This is a genomic window from Streptomyces griseiscabiei, from assembly GCF_020010925.1.
Lineage (GTDB): Bacteria > Actinomycetota > Actinomycetes > Streptomycetales > Streptomycetaceae > Streptomyces > Streptomyces griseiscabiei.
In genome coordinates this window covers 13,081-33,635 of record NZ_JAGJBZ010000007.1, presented here as the reverse complement: position 1 = coordinate 33,635, position 20,555 = coordinate 13,081, and the positions used below count along the sequence as shown (strand labels likewise).

Here is a 20,555-nt window from a genome sequence, read left to right as displayed (position 1 = left end):
GCCAGGGGCTATCGCTGCAGGTCGTTCCTGGTGCGGGCGATCAGGCCCTTCGTCGTGGTCGTGTTGGTGACGCTGTGGTCCTGGACGACCGGGCCGTCGTAGTGGTGGTGGTGCTCGGTGCGCACGCCCGCCAGGCGGCGCAGGACCGCACCGACGGCGAGCAGGAACGCGACCGGGGCGCCGGCGCCGATGGCCAGGTTCACGGTGTCGACGTGGCCGAGGGTGTAGAGGACCAGGCAGGTCACGCCGCCGATGGGCACGGAGGCGACACTGCCCGCGAGCATGACGCCGCTGATGTCCGTCGCGGCCTGGCTCATCGGCGGACGGCCGCCGTCCTTCTGCGCCACGGGCGCAGCGTTGCCGACCGTCGGGACGGGCGTGGGGTCGTGGAACCGCGTGGTGGTCGGCACGCGGCCCTCCTCCCGGAGCGCTCCGGCGATGATCTCCTGGGCTACCTTGGCGGCCTCTTCGTCGCTCATGCGCGGGCCGAAGGCGGGCCGGGTGCTGTTCTGCTGGTCGTCGTGCACGGGGTTCTCCTGTTCAGCGTGGCCCGCCTGGTGGGGAGGGTGGCCTGCGGCCGTGGTCCTACTTCGCGGCGGCGATGAGCGCAGCGACGGTCTCGGCTCCGTGGTGCCAGGCCTGGTCCAGGCAGTAGGAGCCGTTCATGCCAAAGTCGGCGAGCTTGAAGAAGCGCTCCTTGCCGGTCGCCTTGGCGATGCGGTGCAGGACGCCGTTCGGGACGCGGCGGTCGGCGATGTAGTGAGTGATCCCGCTCAGCGCGAGGGCGCCGGCGACCGCGGCCGGGTTGAGGCGGATGCCGACGGCGCGGGATCCGGCAACGAGGACCAGGCCCTGGGTGGCGGTGTAGGTGACGCAGTGCCAGGCGCAGGCCCGCCGGCCTCCGTTGGTGCCGACGGTCGTCTCGGTCTCGGTCTTCTCGTTCTTGTAGGTGACCGGGGCCTTGTCGGTGGCGCCCTTGGCCTGCGCGCAGTAGTCGGACTGGACCCAGTGGTCGGCGACGTCGGCGGCGGCGCGCAGCAGGGCGTAGCTGACGGTGAACTTCGCGGCCCGTGTCATCGTGGTGTTCTCCTCGTTCCGATTTCGGGATGGGACAGGGCCCGGGGCGGTCGGCTTTTCCTTGGCCGGGATGGCGGCCGCCCCGGGGCGGACTCAGATGGAGCTGGGCCACCAGGCCCGGATCTTGAGTCCGGTGACGTCGACGGCGGCTCCGTGGCGGTGCCGGATCGCGTCCTCGGTGTGGACGTCGATCAGCGCCTGGTCGCGGGCGACGGTGTAATCGGCGTTGTAGTTGAACCACTGGACGCCCAACCGCTGCCCGTCGTCGTTGACCAGGGGAATCGAGATTTCCCACCGCGCCATGGCGTCCACCTCCTTCGTGCTGTGCTCTCGCCGGTCCGGACTTTCCGGTCCGCCGCACCACCCCGGCCAGCCTTCGCGGCCGGGGCAGCACGGCGATCCGTCAGGCCTGCCTGCGGTTCGTCACCACCAACTCGACTTGGGCTTCGGCACGATCATCTGAGGGGGGCACTTGCCGCCCATGTGGCTCAGGCACGGCTGGCAGTCCTCTTTGGGGGCGAGGGCGCGGTGGATGTCCGGGTCGTAGGCGTGCGTCCAGCACTGGATGCACTGCCCCGGCGGGACCGGCTTGCGGAGAGCCATTCCCGTCTCCTCTCAGGCCTGCGGGGCGAGGGCGTACAGGCGGCGGCGCAGCTTGGACGCCTCGGAGGGCTCGGCCCAGTAGGAGGTGATCTCGCCGGCGGCCTCGAGCTCTGCGAGGACGGGGAAGATGTCGCCTGCGGTGGTGCCGACGGCGCGGCTGATGGCCAAGGCGTGCGCGTGGTTGTCGGCGAGGTACTCGAGGACGTCGGCCGCCAGGTCGTCGTCCTCCAGGCGGTCCCACAGCGGCTGGAACAGCTGGCCGAGGATGCTGTCGGCCGCCATCAGCGCGAGGATCGCGCCGGCGATGCTGTACACGGTGAGCGTGTCGCCGCTGACGTTGAACTGCTCGGGGTTGTGCGCGATCCACACGCCGGTGGTGAGGGAGGCGGTGAGCACGCCGCCCGCCGTGATGGCGTTGAGGGCGATACGGCCGAGGGCGCGGGCGATCCGGCGGTGGTTGGGCTTGAGGCTGGCACCACGCATGATGGTGGTCTCCGTTTCTCCTGCTGGGAGTTCGGGGAGCTCGGGGCGGTCGGTCGCTTGGCCGTGGACGGCCGCCCCGGGCGGTTGGGTCAGCTGCCTTCTGCGAGCTGCTTGAGGTTGCGGCGGATGTAGTCGCGGTTGAAGTCGAGTGCGTCGACGGCGTCGACCTGGCGGCAGTTGCCGGCGTCGATCTCGGCCGCGACGGCCTGCCAGAACTTGCGGTCGGCCGCTTCCCGGTCCTTCTCCCGCTGCTTCTTCGCGGCCACCAGGCGCTTCTTGGCGGCGGCGATCGTGTCTTCGGTGGGCTTCTTCTCGGTGGTCATCACGTGCTCCGTCTCGGATGAGGGACGATGGGGCTGCCCCCTGCTCCGTTCAGGAGCGGGATGGGAGGCCCGGGACGGCCGGCGAGGTTGGTAGCCGGAGGCGGCCGTCCCGGGGCGGAGCTACCAGACGCGGCCGTTGTGCGTGGACGTCTTCAGGTCCAGGTGGCTGGCGCCGCGCACCCGGATGTTGCCGTTGTGGGTGCGGGCGGCGAGCCTGCCGGAGGAGGCCGGGGTGGCACTGATCGTCACATCGCCGTTGTGTGTACGGGCGGAGCCGCGGCGGCCGTTGTAGGCACCGACGGTGATGGAGCCGTTGTGCGTGCTCGCCTCCAGCTCGTCGTCGACCCGGTCGACCAGGACGGAACCGTTGTGGGTCTCGGCCTCCAGGACCTTGACGCCCGCTGCCTGCAGAGAGCCGTTGCGGGCGTCGAAGCGGATCGCCTCGAGGTCGCCGCGCACGGTCGTCTCAGCGTTCTTGGTGGTCACGGCCAGCGAGGACCGAGCGGGCAGGACGACGTCGACCGTGATCGTGCCGGTCCCACCGCCCACGGCGGTGCCCGCCTCGGCAACGACCCTGCCGCCGGCCACGACCTGGCGGCCGCCGACCCAGACGTCCCCGTCGCTGATCGTCACGCCGGTCATGCTGCCGGTGTTGACGATCCCGCCGTTGAAGCTGAAGGTGCTCCCGCCGATCTGGACCGTGGTGCTGGAGAAGCCGCCGCCCGCCAGGTCGTCGGGGACGGAGACGGTGAGCTTGTTGCCGTTCTCGGTGAACTTCGTGTCGTTGACCGCGTCGGCGACCGGGCCCTCGGTGGCGGCGGTGTGCACCGTGACCGTGGCGTGGACGGCCTTCGGGTTGACGTGCACGTTGATCGCGCCGTTAGAGACCGACAGGTCCAGCTCGATCGGACCGGCGGCGGCGGTGTGCATCTTCTGCGTGCTCAAGATTTCTCCTTGTTGGTCAGCTGAGCTGGATGTTGGTTGCGGTCCAGGGGCGGCGGCTGCCCTTGCGGGCTCCTTCGGCACTCACCCAGTCGGCGATCGCCGTCCGGGCTTCGGCCTCGGAGTTGGCGGTGACGGTGCCGGCGCATTCGCCGTCGTGGTGCTTGCCGTCACTGACCTGAGCGGTCCAGTGAAAGGTCCTGGCCATGGGCCTCCTGTCGGGTGGTCAGTCCCCGTCGTTGTCCGTGTCCTCGTAACGGCCGGCCTCGTAGTGGACGAACTCCGTGCTGCCGCGCTGTTCGACGACCTCGCGCCACACGTGGCGGCTTCCGATGACCTCGTTGGCCCAGCGCTTGGCCAGCGCCAAGTCGCGCTCCGGGGAGTCGCTGAACGTCTCGTGGCATTCGGTGAGGTAGGCGTCGAGGCCCTTGAGCTCCCAGCCGAAGACGTCGACGTCGATCGGGCCGGGGGTCAGGGTGAAGCGGGCCATCGAGTTCTCCCGAAGTCGAAGAGGTTGGTCGGTGGAACACCCCCAACTATGCCGTCTTTTTGTCGGCCTATCAAGAGTAGGCCGTATTTTTGTCGGCACTAATTGGGTTGTTGCTGGTCAGGGCACCGGGGCGAGGTGCCGGAAGGTCAGGGGGTCTCGTCTTCGTCGGGGTGCGGCTCCACGTGGCGGCAGTAGTGGCAGGTCGCGCCAGCGGGCAGGTCGACGGTCGATCCCATGCACACCGGGCACTCGCCGCGCTCGAGGACCGGGCCCCGGCCGGTGACGCAGGCCGGGCAGGTCTCGGGGCCGGTGTTGAAGCTGGTCGACCTCCAGCCCAGGCGCACGGCGGTCGTGACGAGTCCGCCCCGGCCGGTGCCGGGCTCGGGTGCGAACACGGCGAGACAGCCGTCGGTGTCGCAGAAGGCAGCGAGTCGGACGCTCACCCGAACTCCTCCTCAGTCGTTGTCGGTTGTGTTCGTCTGCACCATGTGGACGGCATCGCCGTTGACGGTGCTGTTGATGATCGAGTTGTTCTTGCCGGTGACCTGGATGGAGGAGGACGTCCCGGGGCCGGCCTCACGGGCGGCGCGGGCCGCGGCGTCGACCGCGCCGCGTACGGCGGCGGCCTCCTTCGCCGTCAGCGGCCGGCCGGGGCCAATCCCCTTACCGGTCTGCGCGTTGATCTGCTGGCCGTCGCCGACGACCTGGACGACGCCGGTGATCCGGCCCCCGGCGATGTTCTGGACGCCGGTGTTGACGACCGCACCGGAGTCCCTGACGCCCTGGACGACGGCGTCGGCGGTCTCTCGGGTGGCCTTGGCGGCGCTCTTGGCCGGGCCCTTGCGGCTGCCGGTCGCCGCCTGGACGGGGCCTGTGACCTTCTCGCCGCGGCCGACGACGACGCCGTTGCTCGTGCCCCGGGTCCGTCGGCCGGTGTCCTTGCCCTGGCGGGCGCGTTCGGCACGGCGCTCGGCTGCGGCCATCACGGCGGCCGCGGGGCCGGCGCACTCGGTGCAGCCGATCGCGGTGCCGGGGATGCGGCCGCTGTCCTCGCACACCAGGCACTTCGGGCCGCGCTTCGGGGCGGGCATGCCGTACGCCTTGCGGTAGGCGGCGACGGAGGGGATCTTCATGCCCTCCTCCGGCCGGGACGGCTTGCCCGGGCGCTTCGGCGCTGCCTGCGGGACGCCGCCGGACTGGAGGATCCAGGCGGCGCGCAGCGTGGCCGCGACCGGGGAGAACGCCACGTTCAGCGCCTTCTTCTTCGCCTTGCGCAGCGGCTTGCGCACGGCCCGCTTGACGCGGGTCCTGCCCTTGCGTGCCGCGTACTTGGCGACCTCCTTGTAGCCCTTGACGAGCTGCTCCACGTGGTCGTCGATGGGCGGCGGGGGTTCCTCGCCGAACCCGGCGTCGACGATCCACAGCAGAGCGGGGTTCGGGTCGGCGTAGAAGCGCATCGCGGAGTAGGTCACGAGGTACTGCGGGTCCACGAAGAGTTCGGGCCACTCGTGGCCGTTCGGGCACAGCACCTGGACGACCTGGTCGCCGCCGTGCTCGTCATACGCCAGGATCAGCCCGGTGTCGGCGGCGCACTCGGGGCAGACGACGGGGTGCTGGATCCACTTGTCGCGCAGCGAAAAAGCCGGGTCCTGCTCGATCCACATGAAGCGGCGCTCGCAGGCGATGTGGTGGTAGCCGGCGGCCGGGTGGGGGAACCGCATCGGGTCGACTGCCATGTCGGGCTCCTGGTGATCATTTAGGGCTGGAACCGGGGTGGAACCGGGTGGAAGTGCAGGTCAGCGGGGTGGAACCCGGTTGGAACCGGGGTCTCGAGGCGGAACCGGTTCCGGTCGGGGGAGGGGGTTCCGGCCCGGTTCCGGGCCGGTTCCACCTCGCTGACCTGCGGTTCCATCCGGGTTCCGGTCGTGATCAGGAACCTTCGGGGGTCTCTCCGGTGATCACCTTGAGGTCCTTCAGGCGGTAGCCGCGGGGCTTGTCCTTGCGGTACTTCTCCAGCGCCCACGTCTGGCCGCTCGGGGCGAGCACGGCGTTGATCGCCTTGTGCAGCTCGTCGACGCGGGCGGCGATCCGCTCGTCGTCCGTCTCGCCGTCGAACCGCTCGAGGCCCCACCGCGACGGGTCGACCTGGCCGAGCGCGTCGGCCAGCTCCTCCCGCGAGAACCCGGCGGGCTCCTTGCCGGAGGAGTCCGCGGCGTCGGCGAAGATCTCCCTGATGGTGGCGATCAGCTGCGGAACGCCGGTCTCCTGGTCGTCCGCGTCCACGCCGTGGAACAGCGCGGCGGCGCTGTTCTCCATCAGCTCCTGCAGCGTGATCTCGCTGAACCGTGCGGACTCGTCATCGATGTCGACCAGGCCGGCCTTGCCGCGCTCGGTGCCGCGGTTCAGCAGTTCGTCCTCGGAGGCGTAGCAGGCGCGGTAGGGGATCGGCTCGCAGTAGGCGGCGCCCGCCATCACGTACACCACGGAGGCGTCGTTGATCTGGTCGCCCATCGCGGGCACGAGCCGGTCCGGGCGCCAGCCCTCATCCATCGCGCCACCACCGAGGATCTGCACGACGTCGTCCTTGTCGCAGGCACCCAGGACCTGCACCGGCAGTTCGGTCAGCCAGGTGTTGTCCTTGACCTTCTCCTTGGTGACGCCCTGTCCGGCAATGATGATCGTGACGTCGGACTTGGCGGAGGTGATGGCCAGTTCGGCGAGCTTGCCGTCCAGGTCCCAGCTGACCATCCGCTTGGTCTCGGGGTCGTAGTAACCCTTGCGGCTTTCGCGGACCAGGGCCGGGAATTCGTCCACCACGATTTTGATGCCGGGGCGTTCGCGGGACGTCTGCCAGTTCTTTCCCATGCCGAGCTTGCTGAACAGGGCAGGGCGGCCCTTGCCGATGTCCAGCGCCCACTGCAGGACGTCGGCGGCGTCCGCGCAGTTGGTCGCGACCACGTGCATGCCGTTGACCAGTCCGCCGAATCCGGATCCGGCGCTGCCCAGGTCGATGCCGATGATGATCTGGTCCTCGGTGGCGGTGAGGGCGTCGAGGATCGCGGCCAGGATGTTGGACTTGCCGGACCTGGACTTGCCGACGACGTTGACGTTGGTACGGCACATCGGCAGAGCCAGCGGCCGGCCGGACATGTCGGCGCCGATCTGCGCGTCGTGGATGTCCTTGGTCGCGATCGACTGCGGGGCGCGGGTGGGGAGTTCGGGGACGGCCTGCCACGGGTTCTTGCCGGGAACCCGGATGACGCACTCGTTGCGCGCGGCGGCGGACTGCTGCAGCAGGATGCTGTTGGTACGGACGCCGGGCAGGCAGCCCTCGAGCAGGCTCAGCTGCGTGGAGATCCGCTCCGGGGTGGTGCGGTCCACCCACACCTGGACCTCGAAGCCCCACGGCTGCGGGTCGACGCGCAGGGCGGCGATGGGGACCTTCAGGTCCTCGGTCAGGGCCTGGCGCATCATCTGCTCGAACATCCGCGGCGTCATGGCGGCGTCGAACCGCTGCGGGACGCCCGCCTCGATCTGCTCGATCTTCTCCAGCTGCTCCTCGGTGAGTTCGACGTCGCGGCCGAACCAGGAGGCGACACCGACGTTGAGCATCAGGGCCCCGAGAAGTCCCCACATGCCCTCGAAGCCGAGCGCGGTGAGGTCGGCGGCGGCGACCGAGCCGTAGACGCCGGCGGCGCGGGCCGCGACCTTCTGCTGCGCCTTCTTCTTCGCGGCGACCGCGACGGCGACGGCCTGGCCGGCCTTCTGCTGGGCCTGCTGTGCCTCGGTCTGCTTGGCCTTGCGGTCCAGGATCGCGATCTTGGCCTTGAGGGCGGACTTGTTGGCCGCCTTGGTCATGGTCAGCGCCAGGGTGAGGTCGGCCTCGGCCTTGAGGCCCTCGATGCCCTTGACCCAGGTCCGGGCCCGGCGCTCGCCGCGGACCGCGCGCTGCATCACTCCGTGAGGGGTGCTCTGGCGGGCGACCCACTTGCGTGCGGTGCGGCGGCGCTGCCGCCTGCGCCAGGCGCGGCGCGCGGCGCGGCCCTCGGGGGTCTTCAGCCGCGGGTCGATCCACGGCCGGTCGCCCTCCGGGTCCTCCCCGATCTCCCAGTCGGCGGCCTTGATGACCCGGGTCGCCTCGATCGGCGCGGCGGGGGAGGTGGCCGTGTCCGGCTTGGAGAGGTCAACGGCCGGCGCCGTGTCCTCGGTCACCGTGAAGTCTTCGGCCAGGATGCTGTCCAGCCAGTCCGACCGGTCGGCGCCGACGGTGGCCTGGGTGGGGAGCGTGATCACCTCGGCCGTGTCAGCGACTCCCGTCACCTCCAGCGCGTCCACGACGTGACCGGTGGTGGCGAAGACGTCCACCAGGTCGTCGACGTCGCGGACCAGGACGTCGCGGGCCCGGCTGCCCTGCGAGGGGCCGACGACCCCCATGACCTCCAGCACGTTCATCAGCTGACTGGCGGCGGCGAAGTTGACCCGCAGCGTGCGCTGGATCATCGAGGTGGACCCGAACTGCGTGCTCACGACCGCCTCGGCCGCGGCGCGCACCAGGCGGCGGTCCAGGCCGCTGGTGACGTGCTGAGGGTTCTCGGACATGCTGTGTGTGCCTCTCGGTCAGGGGCGGCGCGAGACGGGGAGCTGGCCAATCGCTTTGGTCGGTTGAGGGGCCGGCGGCCCCGTCTCGCGTCTTGAGTTGTCGGGGGAGTTCAGGCGGCGGCCGCGTAGCCGCCGAAGTAGCAGTCGTTGCAGGCACCGTGGCGCCGGGGGATCTGATAGTCCTTCTCGGTCTTGCACTCGGGGCAGACCCGGCGGGCCGCGCAGGCCTTCCAGATGGACGCCCACATCGCCTCGGTCATCGGCCGCTTCGGCTTGGCCTCGTCAACCCGGTACAGCGGGGCGAAGTGGTCCTCGCCTCCCCGGAGCCAGCCGAGTTGGCCGTCCGGTGTGCCCGGCTTCCGGGGCCGCAGGCCCCGGGCCTTGAGCTGGCGCACCGTGGCGAGTTCGCTCGGATCCGGACCCAGCCGCCAGGGCCAGGTCGGGATGCCGAACTTCTCGCCGTCCGGGTCGTTGAACCGGTCGCTGGGCTTCGGCGCCATCACGCAGTCCGCTGGTCGCTGACCACGTGCAGGCCGGGGAGCTTCCGGACGGCCGCGATGCGGTCGTAGCACCACGTCTTGCCCGGTGCGGTCGCCTTCTTGTTGACCTCCTTGCGGCGCCGCTCGGTCTCTTCCGCGACGGCCCGCGCGTTCGGTTCGCGGCCCGCCCGGAGCTCTTCCGCGATCCACGTCTCGATCGCCAGGTTTTCGTCCGCCGACGCCTGCTTCGCGGTCTCCGCAGCGGCCTTTTTCGCACCCGTCGACAGCTTCCGCACGGGGGACCTGCGGGGTTCCTTACGCGGGCGCGGGCGCGTGGTTTCGCGGGTCCGCGCGGGCGCGGTTTCAGGGGTGCGCGCGGACGGGGGGACGGACGGGGTGATCTGCGGATATACCGTCCGCAACAGGGGCTTACCGAAAGCGTCCACGAGGCCCGTGGAGACCTCTTCGACGGACCGTGTGGAGGGGGTTGTACCCCCCTTCGCGGAACCGTTCGCGGACCCGTCACGGACAGCCTCAGCGGTTGCGGCGGAAGCCGCACCAGACGCCGCGATCCGACGTTCGCGGGCCTGCCGCAGCTCTCCCAGGACGACCGCCAGCCGCTCCTCAGCGTCGACCCGCAGACCGATCATGTCAGCCGACAGCATCGCCAGGAGTTCGTCCGAGACCGCGCCGTCACCGGCGCCCTCGTGGACCGCCCACGCGGCCTGCCACGCGTCCTCGAGCGACAGCTTCGTGTGCCCGGCAATCGCCCGCAGCCGACGGGCCGTTGCCCACACCTGCGGCAGTTCCTTCTCGCGCGACTTCTTCGTCGCCTTCGCGTCCCGGCGCTCCTGCCGCGCCGCGCGCATCTCCTCCTTGAACTCGCGGTGCCGCCCGACCTGAACCAGCTGCCACACCGCGATCGGCACGACCGACGACGCGGCGAGGACCGAGCCGAGCAGCACGCCGTAGTGCTCGCCGCCGACGTTCCGGCCGTGCAGGTAGTTCACCCACGCGGCGAGACCGGCGAAACCGTAGACCGCGATCCGGTACGGCCACGGGCTCCGCTTGGCCTTCATGGCCTTCGCCTCACCGGCCGTCGCAGCCCAGGCCGAGCACTCCAGCATCACCGGCAGCAGGACGACCAGGAGTCCACCCAGCCAGCCCATCGACTCGATGATCCCGGTGTCCCGCAGCGACGACGCCTGCGAGACCAGGGCGGGCACGATGCTGCACGCCATCACGGCCAGCGCGGCCGCCAGGTCCAGGTGCTCCGAAACCCAGCCCGGCGCGGCCTTCGCCCGCCCGGTCCAGCGGTCCCGCCGCTCCTTGGCCTTCCGCGCCTTCTCGCGCTTGCGCTCCTTGTCCGCCGCCGCCTTCGCGACTCGGTCGGCCTCCTCACGCTCACGCTTCTGCTTCGCCGCGAGCTCCTGGGCCGCACGCTGCCGCTCGGCCTCGGCCTGCTTGTCCAGCCGGTCCTGCTCGCGGCGGCGGTCCTCGGCCTCCTGGGCCAGGCGCCGCTCTTCAAGCCGCGCATCCTGGGCCAGGCGCTCCCGCTCCAACCGCGCTTCCTCGGCAGCACGCCGGTCCTCACGGTCCTGGGCACGCTCGGCCGCGCGGTCCTCGCGCTGCGCCTGGCGGTAGTCGGTGACGCTCACTTGGTGCCTCCAGCCGGAGTGTCATCGGCGGGGGTCGTGGTGGTGGTCTTGGCGGCCAGCAGCACGTCGGCCATCCGCCAGTGCGGGGCCAGCTCGATGTCGCGCTCCTTGGCCGTCTTCTTCGCCAGGGCGAGCAGACCGGTCAGCTGCGCGATCGCGACCTCGGGACTGTCGAGGGCGACCAGCGCGGCACCGAGGACCGCACCCAGGTCGGTCAGGGCCTCTTCCAGGTCGCAGGCCAGCCTGTGCTCAAGGCCGGTGGAGGGGTTGACGCCGGTGTTGTAGGTCTTCATCAGCGGGAACCTCCAGTCGGTGCCGGCGCGGACGGGGCGATGCGGAACAGGGCCACGACAAGGGCGATCACGAGAACGAGGGTGATGCGCGTCGAGACGCCGGGGGTCAGCCCGATCAGCCAGGCGACGCCAGCCACCGCGAGCGGGACCTGAAGCCAGTCGAGGTCGGCGAGGGCGCGGGTGAGGTTCACCCGGACGTCGACCAGGGCGTCGACGCCGCGCACGTCCAGGACGGCGAGAAGGACGACGGGGAGCGCGAGTATGACGCGCTGCCACCAGCTGGTCTGCAGACCCAGCAGCCAGGCGAACCCGGCCAGGACCAGGCCCGTGAAGATCCAGGCGGTCACCAGCGTCTGCGTCCGGATGCGGGAGAGGTTGGGGTTGGTGGTGACGGTCATGCCGCCTGCACCCCCTCGCCGGCCGTGGCGGCCGGGAGCTCGGTCACGGACGCCGTGGTGTCGACGAACGGGAGCGGGATGCTGTCGACGGAGCCGAAGTTCTCGTAGGACTCGAAGTCCGCGGTCGACCACTTGACGGGGCTGCCGTGCCCGACGCGGAACTCGGTCTGGGCACCGGACTCCTGGACCGGCTCGGGGGCCGTCTCGCCGTCGGCCGTGGTGACGGCGAGCGCCAGCTCCTCACCGGTGAAGGCGACCAGCACCTCGAGGCCGGAGTCCTTGGTGTCACGTACGACCGAACGGGCGATCATCTGCAGCCAGCTCAGCTCGAGGACGCGGGCGTCGACGCGGTCGATGTTCTCGGTGATGCTCAGCCACACCTCGGAGGCCACGTCCTCGGCCCGGTGCCAGTCGCCGGCCACCAGGGCGCCGTTGACGTAGTCCACCAGGGCGGCGGCGTGACGCTCGTACGCGGCGGCCAGCAGGGACGCACCGAGGACCGCCGAACTCGCGTTCTGTGCGCGCTGTTCGGTCCGACGCTCGGCTGCGAAGATGGTGTTCACGGGTCGTTCTCCTTCAGAGTCAGACGGCCTGTGCGCGGCTCCCCGGGTCTCTGCCAAGACCACCCGGGGGGCCGTTTTCGTGCCTTTTTCGGGGCTTTTTGGGCGCACCGAATAGCCGTCTCCTCCAGCCCCTTTTGGGCCGGGGAGCAACTGACTCCGAAGCTACTCGCAGAATTTTTGCGAGTCAATCCCTGCTGCGATTCACAGATCGTTTGTGGGTGTGAGAAGGTAGGTGCGCCAACAACAGGGAGGACGACTCATGCCGTACGGCCTGGTGGTTCGCTTCACCGCGCGAGACGCAGCTGCCGCTGCGTCCTTCGATGGTCTCGTGGAGGAGACGCTGCAGGGCATCCAGTCCAAGGAGCCCGGCACGCTCGTGTACGTCAGCCACGTGCCGGTCGACGAACCGCACGTCCGCGTGTTCTACGAGCTCTACGCGGACCGGGACGCCTTCGCCGCCCATGAGGAACAGCCCCATGTGAAGCGGTTCCTGACCGAACGCGGGCAGTACCTCGCGAGCACCGAGGTGACGTTCCTTGACGAAGTCGCCGGCAAGCGCCCGGCGTAGGAGAAGACCATGACGGAAGATCAGCAGCGGGCCTTTGGCCGGCGAGTCGCTGAGCTGCGGAAGGCCAAGGGATACACCCAGCAGGACTTGGCTGCCCGGATCAACAAGACTGCCAGCTGGGTCTCGCAGGTCGAACGCGGCGTCCTGGTCGTACAGCGGCTGGACGTCCTGCGGGACCTCGCCGACGCCCTTGGTGTCTCGATGCAGCGGCTAGAGCCATCCGTCCCCTCGGCCGAGGCGGAAGAGGTGGCTACGGACTCCGAGGTGAACGACCTGGACGGGGCCCGCGTGCTGATCTCAGGGCATCCCGCGCTGGATGCCCTGCTGCCGCCAGCGGGCGGCGGGGATGTCGCCGTCCCCTCGCTGGACGAACTGGTCGCGCAGGTGGACCACGTCTGGGAGTTGGCCCACTCATCGCAGTTCGCCGACCTCAGCGCGGAACTCCAGCAGGTGATCCCCGTTCTGGAACGCACCTCGAGGGCGGTCGACAACGACAGACGCCCGGAAGTCCTGCACCTGCTGGCCAGGACCTACCAGGCGCTGGCAGCGAGCTTCGTACGGCAGGACGAAGCGGATGCGGCCTGGGTAGCCGCGGATCGATCGATTCGGGCGGCTGAGGAGTCCGGTCAGCCCTTGGAGGTGTGTGCCGGGATCTTCCGCCTCGCACACGCCTTCGTCCGGCTCAAGCGTCTCGATCAGGCTGAGCACGCGGCGCGCACCGCGCTCCAAACACTCAAAGCCCACCTGCAGAACCGCCCGGCGAGCCCTGAAGAGCGCTCGATCATGGGGGCGCTCCACCTCGTCCTGGCTCTGATCCACTCACGCGGCAGCCGACGCCCGGAGGCCAGAGCTGAGATCAATGAGGCCCGGGCCGTTGCCCAAGCCCTTGGAGAGGACCGCAACGACTACCACCTCGAGTTCGGACCCACCAACGTTGAGCTCTGGGCCGTCGCGATCGCCGTCGAGCTGGGCGACGCCGGCGAAGCCATCGACATCGGGGAGGCGATCGACGCCACGGGCTTGTCGAGCGAGCGGCAGGCCCGGCTACTCATGGACCTCGGCCGGGCCTACGTTCAGCGCCGTCAGGTCGGTGAGGCGCTGGACGCCTTGCTGCGCGCTGAAGAGCTGGCCCCCGAGATGGTCCGGTCGCACGTCGCCGGGCGGAAGGCCATTCATGAGCTCATCCTCCTTAGCGGCCGCGGTGCTTCGCGAGAACTTCTTGACCTCGCCGAACGCGCGGACGCCACGGAATAGCCTTCCAGTCCCAACGGAACCAGGGGCTTCCTTGATCCGTTTACGACATGCCAGGCCCCGTGCCCCCCTTCGGCGGCACGGTCTGGCAGAGTGTGATGGTCCGAGTACCCGGTGTCCGGGGAAGCCAACGGAGGTGACGCACATGGTGCGTGAGAGGTTGAGGGCCCAGCCCCGCCGCTGCTCCATGCTGTGCACGAATCTTGGACTTCCCCCGTAGAAACGCCGATGGCCGCCCTGCGCGAACAGGAACGGCCATCTTGAGCGACTCCCCAGCCTTGCCAAGCCGGAGTCGTGGTCAGCGCGGTGACCGCGCTGGGTGCCTGGACACAGGGGCCCGTCGGTCACCTACCCAACAGAATAGAGGCGCGGAACCCCTGATGCCCACAACGAGTTGGCATTGCGTGGCCCGCGTCACGTTGATCAGCTGATCCACGGCTCCCTACTTTTAGGGACCGTACGTGTCATTCCCGCTCAATCGCGCAGGTCAGCCCCCGGGCCCGCCTGACGCGTTCGCTCCAACTTTTTCGGTTCGGACTGTCACACGGTCCGCCGAATTCACACCTGGTAAGGGTGTGAGCACCTATATCTCGATGCCCGCCGTCCGGCGTCCGTTCGCCGCTGCGGCCGCACTCTATCCACAGGCGAATCGTTCCAGGCTGGCGGGCATGACCCGCACTTCGCTGTCTCGCATTCTTCCAGGCCGGGGTGACCTCGCGCTGCTCTTCGCGCGCGCGTCCTCATCCGAGCCCGCCGCCGCTTCCTGGCCTGCTGCCCTGCCGCGCCTCCAGCTCGTTGAGGTGGGCCGATGAGCGAGCTGGGTGGGGAGTTCAGCGGCAGCCGGGTTCGGCGGGCGTGGGAGCCGCCGGAGGAGGTCATCGTCTCTCGGGCGGTGGCGCATTCGCCGATCTTGCAGCCGGAGGACTACGGCGTGCTGATCCGGCTGCTGCTGCGGGATCCGGGGCTGCCTTCGACGATGAAGGATCTGGTCCGGGAGTTCCAGGCGAGCGGCTGGAAGATGGGCGAGACCCGTCTCGCCGCGATCTTCAAGCGGCTGAAGAAGGCCGGCCACGTCAAGCACGCCCCGGTCTACAACCCCGCCACCGGGCGGCCGGAGTGGATGGTGGAGGTCTACCGCAACCCGGCGAACAACGAGCAGTACGTCAACCAGGGCGCCGCAGCGTCGTTGCAGGTCAGGGCCGAAACCGAGGTTTCCACGGGTTCGAACGCTCAGAGCGGTTCCGGAACCGTGGAAAACGGCGTTTCGGCTGGTCAGAGCGAAACCGTGGAAACCTCGGTTTCGAACGCGGAACCGTGGATTCCCGGATCTCGGAATTCCACGGTTTCGCCTGGTCAGAGCCGAAACCGTGGAAACCTCGGTTTCGGTTTCACCCCCCCCACACCCCCCCCGGAGGAGGTGGAAACCTCCTCCCCCAGCCCCCACACGGGCGCCTCTGCGTCACACCCGTCACAGACGGAGGGGGAGGAGGGGCGCGCTGCGCAGCAGATCGACCCCGCGCTGATCGCGTCCGCTGCGGAGTTCCTCTCGGACCTGCCCGACCGGTGGGCCTGCGGTCGGAAGACCGTGCGCGACCTCTCGCCGCTGCTTGCCGAGGTGATCTCAGAGCAGGGCTGGGAGATCGGCCCCCAGCTGCTGGTGCAGCTGACGCAGAACCCGGGCGGGATCCGCAACTTCCCGGCGACGCTCAAGAGCCGGATCGAGGACCTGCCCCGGTTCCGCCGCGCCGCCGCCCGCCAGGCCGGGCCGGTTGCCGATCCGTGCCCGCACCACCCCGGCCGGGAACGTGCGACGTGCGTGCCGTGCCGGTCGGTGCCGGACTTGGACGTCGATCCGCAGCCCGTGGCCAGCGAGCCGGATCCCGAGCACGTGCGCGCGGCCGAGGAGGCGAAGGCGCAGATCCTGCGTGGCATCGCCGGCCGAGGCGCTGGCGGGAAGACCGCCCGTGCCAAGACGCGGACGCGGGCCGGCCGGGAAGCCGCGGCGCAGGCCTCGGAGGCCGAGTTCGAGCGGAAGCGGGCCGAGGCGCTGGCCGCGCTGGAAGCCCTGGAACAGAACAACCCGGCGGCGGGGACCTGACCGCCGCCGCATACGACTGCGGGTCGCCTCTGTAGCGAGAGGCGACCCGCCGATCCCCGATCCGATGCACCCGGAAATGGAGACCGATGAGTACCACCGTACCGAGCCCCGCACCGCCGTTCGATGACGGCGAGACCGAGGATCCGCGCGCTTTCCAGCGCATTCCGCCGCAGGACCTCGATGCCGAACAGGCGGTCCTTGGCGGGATGCTGCTGAGCAAGGACGCGATCGGCGAGGTCGTCGAGCTGCTGAAGGGCCACGACTTCTACAAGCCCGCCCACGAGACGGTCTTCCACGCGATCGTCGGCCTCTACGGCGAGGGCGAGCCGGCCGACCCGATCACGGTGGCGGCCGAGCTGACCAAGCGCGGCGAGATCAACAAGATCGGCGGCGCGTCCTACCTGCACACCCTGGTCCAGATGGTGCCGACCGCGGCGAACGCGGCGCACTACGCGGACATCGTCCACGACCGGGCGCGGCTGCGCCGCCTGGTGGAGGCCGGCACCCGGATCACGCAGATGGGATACGACGCCGACCGCGAGGTCGACGAGATCGTCGACGCCGCCGGAGCCGAGCTGCACAACGCCGTGGGCGTCCGGGACGAATCCGCCACCGTTCGGGTCGGCAACCGGCTTGAGGCACACATCGACAAGCTGGACGACCGGCAGAAGAACGGCCTCACCATGGGCGTTCCGACCGGCTTCACCGACATCGACTCGCTCACCAACGGCCTCAAGCCCGGCCAGATGATCGTCGTCGCGGCTCGGCCTGCGATGGGCAAGTCGACGCTCGCACTCGACTTCGCCCGGGCCTGCGCGATCAAGCACGGCCGTCCGGCGGCGTTCTTCTCCCTGGAGATGAGCGAAGAGGAGCTGATGAACCGGATGCTGTCGGCCGAGGCACGCGTCGGCCTGCACCATCTCACCAGCGGCACCACCACGCAGGACGACTGGGAGCGCATCGCCCGGGTCGCCCCGAGGATCACCGAAGCGCCGCTCTACATGGACGTCTCGCCGAACACGACAGTCATGGAGATCAAGGCCAAGTGCCGGCGCCTCCAGCAGCGGAGCGGCCTGGACCTGGTCGTCATCGACTACCTCCAGCTGATGAGCACCGGCCGCAAGACGGAGTCGCGGCAGGTCGAAGTCTCCGACATGGCGCGGCAGGTGAAGCTCATGGCGAAGGAGCTCAAGATCCCGGTCGTGGTGCTCTCCCAGCTCAACCGCGGCCCGGAACAGCGCCAGGACAAGAAGCCGGTGATGTCCGACCTGCGGGAGTCCGGCGCGATCGAGCAGGACGCGGACATGGTCATCCTGCTGCACCGCGAGGATGCCTACGAGAAGGAGTCTCCCCGCTCCGGCGAAGCCGACCTGATCTTCGCGAAGAACCGCAACGGCCCGACGGCGACCATCACGGTCGCCTCGATTTTGCACTTTTCGATGTTCGCCGACATGGCCCAGACGTGAGCTGAGAGGACGACGCGATGGACACCAAGGAATTCACCGCCGGCCTCGCCGGGCTGCGCGGCGTGCGTGACGAGATCAAGGCCGTCCGTAAGGAACTGGCGCAGCTGGAGGCGGACCGCGACAAGCGGATCGTCGCGCTCGGAGCGTACGAGAAGGCGAAGGCCGACCGGATCGCCCCGGCCGCCGGGCTGAGCGTCGTCGACGTCGTCGCCCTGGTCCCGCACCTGGGACCGAAGCAGCCGGAGCCGAGGCCGGCCGACGCCGACGGCCAGGCCGCGGCCGCCGCCCCGGTCCCGGCGCCCGGGCCGGTTGGCACGCTCGCCCCCGACCTGCGCCGCCCACAGGAGCCCGCGGCCGCTGAAGACGACCGCGCCGACCAGCTGCACGACGCTGCGGGCGACCAGGAGGCGCAGACCCCGCAGCCCGCCCCGGTCTCCGAGCCCGGCAGCGAGGACGTCCCCGGCGACGCCGCGCCCGCCCTCGAGGAACCGGCCGCCGCGCACGACCAGGCGCAGCCCGTCCCCGCCGCCCCGGCCGCCGGGGTGCAGGGCCGGGAGCTGCCGTCGATCCCGGCCGGGGAGCCGGGCGACGCCTGGTGCACCCCGACGCCGAACCTCGTCTCGAAGCGGCCCAACTTCACCCAGCAGCCGCGCCAGATGGCGTTCCTGGACACCAACACCGGCGTCCTGGTCCACCGCGACCAGGTCGTGCGCGTGGACCTCGGCACCGCGAGCGCGGCCGAGATCCTCACCGCCGTCTACGCCACCGTTCCGGACAGCGTGGAGCGGATCTACATCACGGCCGGCGACCCGTGGCACCGCGACGCCGACCGCTACCCGTTCCTGCGCGACGCCGTCGCCGCCTGGCTCAACGCGCCGGTCCCCGGCTGGCAGGTGGAGTCCTCGCGCGGCAAGGACCGCTTGGCCGGCCACCTGGTCCACCCCCGCAACCCCGTCGGACGGTGGCAGCGCGGCGACCAGCACGCCGAAATCCGCAGCGTGGGCGAGTGGTTCGACCCCGGCGACGCCGACCCCGCCACGGTGCGCGACGCGTTCGTGCTGCTGTGGAAGCAGCTGCGCCACCACTGGTCGGACGTGGTGCTGATGGGCGCCCCCTCGCAGACCGGCCGTGACCTGTGGTCGCGCACCATCTCCGGCAAGACCGGCTCCCGGTGGTCCGAGGGCTACCCGGTCATGTCGGAGGAGATCCGCGGCCTGCTGCACGCCACCGCCGGGCAGGGACGCACCGAGCTGATCGTCCCGCCCCGCGTCCCGGAGAAGCTGCCCCAACTGGTGGAGTACGACCGGACCTTCGCCTACGCCAAGCACACCTGGGCCTCCGGGGTCGGCGCCCCGCGCCGCATCACGGCGCAGGCCTTCGCCGCCATGTCGGAGAAGGAGCAGACGAACGCCCTGTTCGCCCCCAGCCACTGGCAGATCCGGGTCACCGTGCCCGACGGCTGGAACCACGTCGGCATCCTCCCCGCCCCGGCTGCCGGCGACCGCGCCTGGTACTACCCGGCCGAGCCCGGGCAGACGTTCGTGACCTGGGCCGGGGGAGCGGAGGTGAACCTCGCGCTGCGCAACCCGATCGCGCCGTGGCGGATCGAGATCCTGGACGGTCTGCTGTGGGAGTCGGGCACCCCGCTGCGGGAGTGGTCGACGAAGCTGAAGGACGCCTGGTCGTCCCTCCAGGCCCTCGCCGCCGTCCACGGCGACGAACGGCAGCGCCTTGCCGCCCACCTCGCCTCCCGCGCGGTCCGCTCGATCCTGCTGTACGGCATCGGCGGCTTCGCGCAGCGCCCGCGCCTCACCACCAGCTCGGTGCCGGTCGGCCGCGAGCACGAGATCCCCGCCGGAGCGCAGATCATCGGCACCGACGGGCAGACCATCACCTGGCAGCGGCACGGCGGGTTCTCCCGCGACCCGTACGCCCACCCCGAGTGGGCGGCCGGCGTGTGGTCGGGGGCGAGGGCCGCGCTGCTGTCGACGAAGATGCGCGAGGACAACGTGTTCGTCGGCGCGCTGCACCTGCCGCCCGGCTCGGTCGTCGCGTTCCGCACCGACGCCATCTACACCACCGCCGACGTCGACTGGCCGTACCACGGGCAGCCCGGCGACTACCTCAAGAAGGGCCGGATGACCGGCCCGTTCACCGGCCCGCGCACGGAGGAGGAACTGCTCTCCCACCAGGCCCTCGGCCGTGCCCAGTTCGTGAGGACCAGGAGGCTGGACGATGAGCGCTGACATCCAGTGGGGCGGCCAGTGGGAACACGCGGCCTGCGGCGCGACCGGCGAGCAGATGTGGGACGACGAAGCGACTGCGTCGTCCGATCACGACTGCGGCCGGGACGGCGCGGTGACCTGGCACGCCGAATGGCACTGCCACGGCTGCGGAGCGAGCGGTGACGACCTGTTCGACGACGACACCGCCCCCTACTCCCACCACGACTGCGACGACCTTGAGGAGGCGGCGTGACACCGCGCAGGCGCCGGGGAACCGGCGGCGGGCAGCCGCCGCAGATGAACGAGGCGGCCCGGCTCACCCAGCAGCTGCTGGACGCCGGATACACCAAGCGGGACGTGGCCGACATCATCGGCCGCGACCCGTCCCTGGTGAGCCAGTTCTTCACCAAGGGCAAGGGCGCCGCCTTCGTGGACGGGCTGCGGTACGCCGTCCAGGAGATGCAAGTGGGTGCCGCCATGAACGTCCAGGAGCTCAAGGCCGTCGCGCAGCCGCACATCCACCGCCGGCAGACCAAGGCCGGGAGGAAGGCCCGGGTGCGCGCCAAGGACGTCATCGCCACCCCCGGCCGTTCCAGCATGGCCCGGGCCGCCAAGCAGCACATCGCCTCCGGCGCCTCCCGGCTGCGGCCGGTGGTGGAGAACACCGCCGGTGCTGGCGGCCGCATCGCCTTCACCGTCCGCGCCAAGAAGCGGGACTTCCTGATCGACTCCGGTCGGCGCACCGACTCCCCGGGCGTGCGGCGCAACGTCGTGCAGCGGCGCGACAGCACCGAGGAACGCGCGTACGGCAACAGCGCCGGCCCCGGCCTGGGTGAGGCCGGGTTCGACGCCCGGGAGTGGCAGGAGAAGGTCGACGCGCACGGCGGCGACGTCGCCGCCGCGGTACGCGACTGGATGGTGGAGACCGGCCGTCTCGCCCCCGGCGCGCAGATCACCCACCTCGAGGTGCGCGGCTGGACGCCGACGACGTAACCCCCTCGAACGGCCGGTCCCTGGCGATTCCAGCCGCCCGGGACCG

24 protein-coding genes are annotated in these 20,555 nt (G+C 70.4%); 7 read left to right on the top strand and 17 right to left on the bottom strand.

Annotated elements, in window-relative coordinates:
* Positions 1–8: 8 nt before the first annotated feature.
* The 17 genes from J8M51_RS45895 to J8M51_RS45815 form a co-directional block, all read right to left on the bottom strand.
* The gene (locus J8M51_RS45895; protein ID WP_086752193.1) at positions 9–527 is read right to left on the bottom strand and encodes a hypothetical protein; all 519 of its coding nucleotides are present in this window, start codon (positions 525–527) and stop codon (positions 9–11) included.
* Positions 528–585: 58 nt separating this feature from the next.
* Entirely contained in the window at positions 586–1,077 is a 492-nt protein-coding gene (locus J8M51_RS45890) for a hypothetical protein (RefSeq protein ID WP_086752191.1), read from the bottom strand.
* A gap of 93 nt (positions 1,078–1,170) precedes the next feature.
* Positions 1,171–1,380 carry a hypothetical protein gene (locus J8M51_RS45885; protein ID WP_086752189.1) on the bottom strand — a complete coding sequence of 70 codons (210 nt, stop codon included), beginning with the start codon at positions 1,378–1,380 and terminating at the stop codon, positions 1,171–1,173.
* A gap of 120 nt (positions 1,381–1,500) precedes the next feature.
* Complete coding sequence (locus tag J8M51_RS45880) at positions 1,501–1,680, bottom strand: hypothetical protein (RefSeq protein ID WP_086752187.1); 180 nt, start codon at positions 1,678–1,680, stop codon at positions 1,501–1,503.
* A gap of 12 nt (positions 1,681–1,692) precedes the next feature.
* Complete coding sequence (locus tag J8M51_RS45875) at positions 1,693–2,163, bottom strand: helix-turn-helix transcriptional regulator (RefSeq protein ID WP_086752185.1); 471 nt, start codon at positions 2,161–2,163, stop codon at positions 1,693–1,695.
* Positions 2,164–2,252: 89 nt separating this feature from the next.
* Complete coding sequence (locus J8M51_RS45870; RefSeq protein WP_086752183.1) at positions 2,253–2,486, bottom strand: hypothetical protein; 234 nt, start codon at positions 2,484–2,486, stop codon at positions 2,253–2,255.
* Positions 2,487–2,606: 120 nt separating this feature from the next.
* A complete protein-coding gene (locus J8M51_RS45865) occupies positions 2,607–3,431 on the bottom strand; it encodes a DUF4097 family beta strand repeat-containing protein (protein ID WP_086752181.1) in 825 nt (274 codons plus the stop codon).
* A 16-nt stretch (positions 3,432–3,447) separates the two neighbouring features.
* Positions 3,448–3,636 carry a hypothetical protein gene (locus J8M51_RS45860; RefSeq protein ID WP_086752179.1) on the bottom strand — a complete coding sequence of 63 codons (189 nt, stop codon included), beginning with the start codon at positions 3,634–3,636 and terminating at the stop codon, positions 3,448–3,450.
* Between the two features lie 18 nt (positions 3,637–3,654).
* On the bottom strand, positions 3,655–3,918 hold the full coding sequence (locus tag J8M51_RS45855; RefSeq protein WP_086752177.1) for a hypothetical protein: 264 nt from the start codon (positions 3,916–3,918) through the stop codon (positions 3,655–3,657).
* Positions 3,919–4,064: 146 nt separating this feature from the next.
* Positions 4,065–4,361, bottom strand: a complete 297-nt coding sequence (locus tag J8M51_RS45850; protein ID WP_086752175.1) for a hypothetical protein — start codon at positions 4,359–4,361, stop codon at positions 4,065–4,067.
* 12 nt (positions 4,362–4,373) lie between these two features.
* Positions 4,374–5,654, bottom strand: a complete 1,281-nt coding sequence (locus J8M51_RS45845) for a hypothetical protein (RefSeq protein WP_086752173.1) — start codon at positions 5,652–5,654, stop codon at positions 4,374–4,376.
* Positions 5,655–5,847: 193 nt separating this feature from the next.
* Positions 5,848–8,517: a DNA translocase FtsK gene (locus J8M51_RS46210; protein WP_317853015.1), complete on the bottom strand. Its 2,670-nt coding sequence runs from the start codon at positions 8,515–8,517 to the stop codon at positions 5,848–5,850.
* 110 nt (positions 8,518–8,627) lie between these two features.
* Positions 8,628–9,017, bottom strand: a complete 390-nt coding sequence (locus J8M51_RS45835; protein WP_086752171.1) for an RRQRL motif-containing zinc-binding protein — start codon at positions 9,015–9,017, stop codon at positions 8,628–8,630.
* On the bottom strand, positions 9,017–10,654 hold the full coding sequence (locus tag J8M51_RS45830) for a coiled-coil domain-containing protein (protein ID WP_210595535.1): 1,638 nt from the start codon (positions 10,652–10,654) through the stop codon (positions 9,017–9,019). Before J8M51_RS45830 ends, J8M51_RS45835 begins: the two co-directional genes overlap by 1 nt.
* Complete coding sequence (locus J8M51_RS45825; protein WP_086798149.1) at positions 10,651–10,947, bottom strand: hypothetical protein; 297 nt, start codon at positions 10,945–10,947, stop codon at positions 10,651–10,653. The genes J8M51_RS45830 and J8M51_RS45825 overlap by 4 nt, the downstream gene beginning before the upstream one ends.
* Positions 10,947–11,345: a hypothetical protein gene (locus J8M51_RS45820; RefSeq protein ID WP_267300200.1), complete on the bottom strand. Its 399-nt coding sequence runs from the start codon at positions 11,343–11,345 to the stop codon at positions 10,947–10,949. Before J8M51_RS45820 ends, J8M51_RS45825 begins: the two co-directional genes overlap by 1 nt.
* Entirely contained in the window at positions 11,342–11,908 is a 567-nt protein-coding gene (locus J8M51_RS45815; protein WP_086798145.1) for a sigma factor, read from the bottom strand. The genes J8M51_RS45820 and J8M51_RS45815 overlap by 4 nt, the downstream gene beginning before the upstream one ends.
* Before the next feature lie 259 nt (positions 11,909–12,167).
* On the opposite strand from J8M51_RS45815, the gene J8M51_RS45810 reads away from it, so the two are divergent.
* From J8M51_RS45810 to J8M51_RS45780, 7 genes are all read left to right on the top strand, one after another.
* Positions 12,168–12,476: a putative quinol monooxygenase gene (locus J8M51_RS45810; protein ID WP_086798143.1), complete on the top strand. Its 309-nt coding sequence runs from the start codon at positions 12,168–12,170 to the stop codon at positions 12,474–12,476.
* Between the two features lie 9 nt (positions 12,477–12,485).
* Positions 12,486–13,730: a helix-turn-helix domain-containing protein gene (locus J8M51_RS45805; protein WP_247247610.1), complete on the top strand. Its 1,245-nt coding sequence runs from the start codon at positions 12,486–12,488 to the stop codon at positions 13,728–13,730.
* An 805-nt stretch (positions 13,731–14,535) separates the two neighbouring features.
* Positions 14,536–15,825: a hypothetical protein gene (locus J8M51_RS45800; RefSeq protein ID WP_086798140.1), complete on the top strand. Its 1,290-nt coding sequence runs from the start codon at positions 14,536–14,538 to the stop codon at positions 15,823–15,825.
* 86 nt (positions 15,826–15,911) lie between these two features.
* Positions 15,912–17,291 carry a replicative DNA helicase gene (dnaB, locus tag J8M51_RS45795; protein WP_086756337.1) on the top strand — a complete coding sequence of 460 codons (1,380 nt, stop codon included), beginning with the start codon at positions 15,912–15,914 and terminating at the stop codon, positions 17,289–17,291.
* Between the two features lie 17 nt (positions 17,292–17,308).
* Complete coding sequence (locus tag J8M51_RS45790) at positions 17,309–19,537, top strand: Mucin-19 (protein WP_086756339.1); 2,229 nt, start codon at positions 17,309–17,311, stop codon at positions 19,535–19,537.
* Complete coding sequence (locus tag J8M51_RS45785; protein WP_086756341.1) at positions 19,527–19,769, top strand: hypothetical protein; 243 nt, start codon at positions 19,527–19,529, stop codon at positions 19,767–19,769. The genes J8M51_RS45790 and J8M51_RS45785 overlap by 11 nt, the downstream gene beginning before the upstream one ends.
* Positions 19,766–20,509, top strand: a complete 744-nt coding sequence (locus tag J8M51_RS45780) for a hypothetical protein (RefSeq protein WP_086756343.1) — start codon at positions 19,766–19,768, stop codon at positions 20,507–20,509. Before J8M51_RS45785 ends, J8M51_RS45780 begins: the two co-directional genes overlap by 4 nt.
* Positions 20,510–20,555 lie beyond the last annotated feature (46 nt).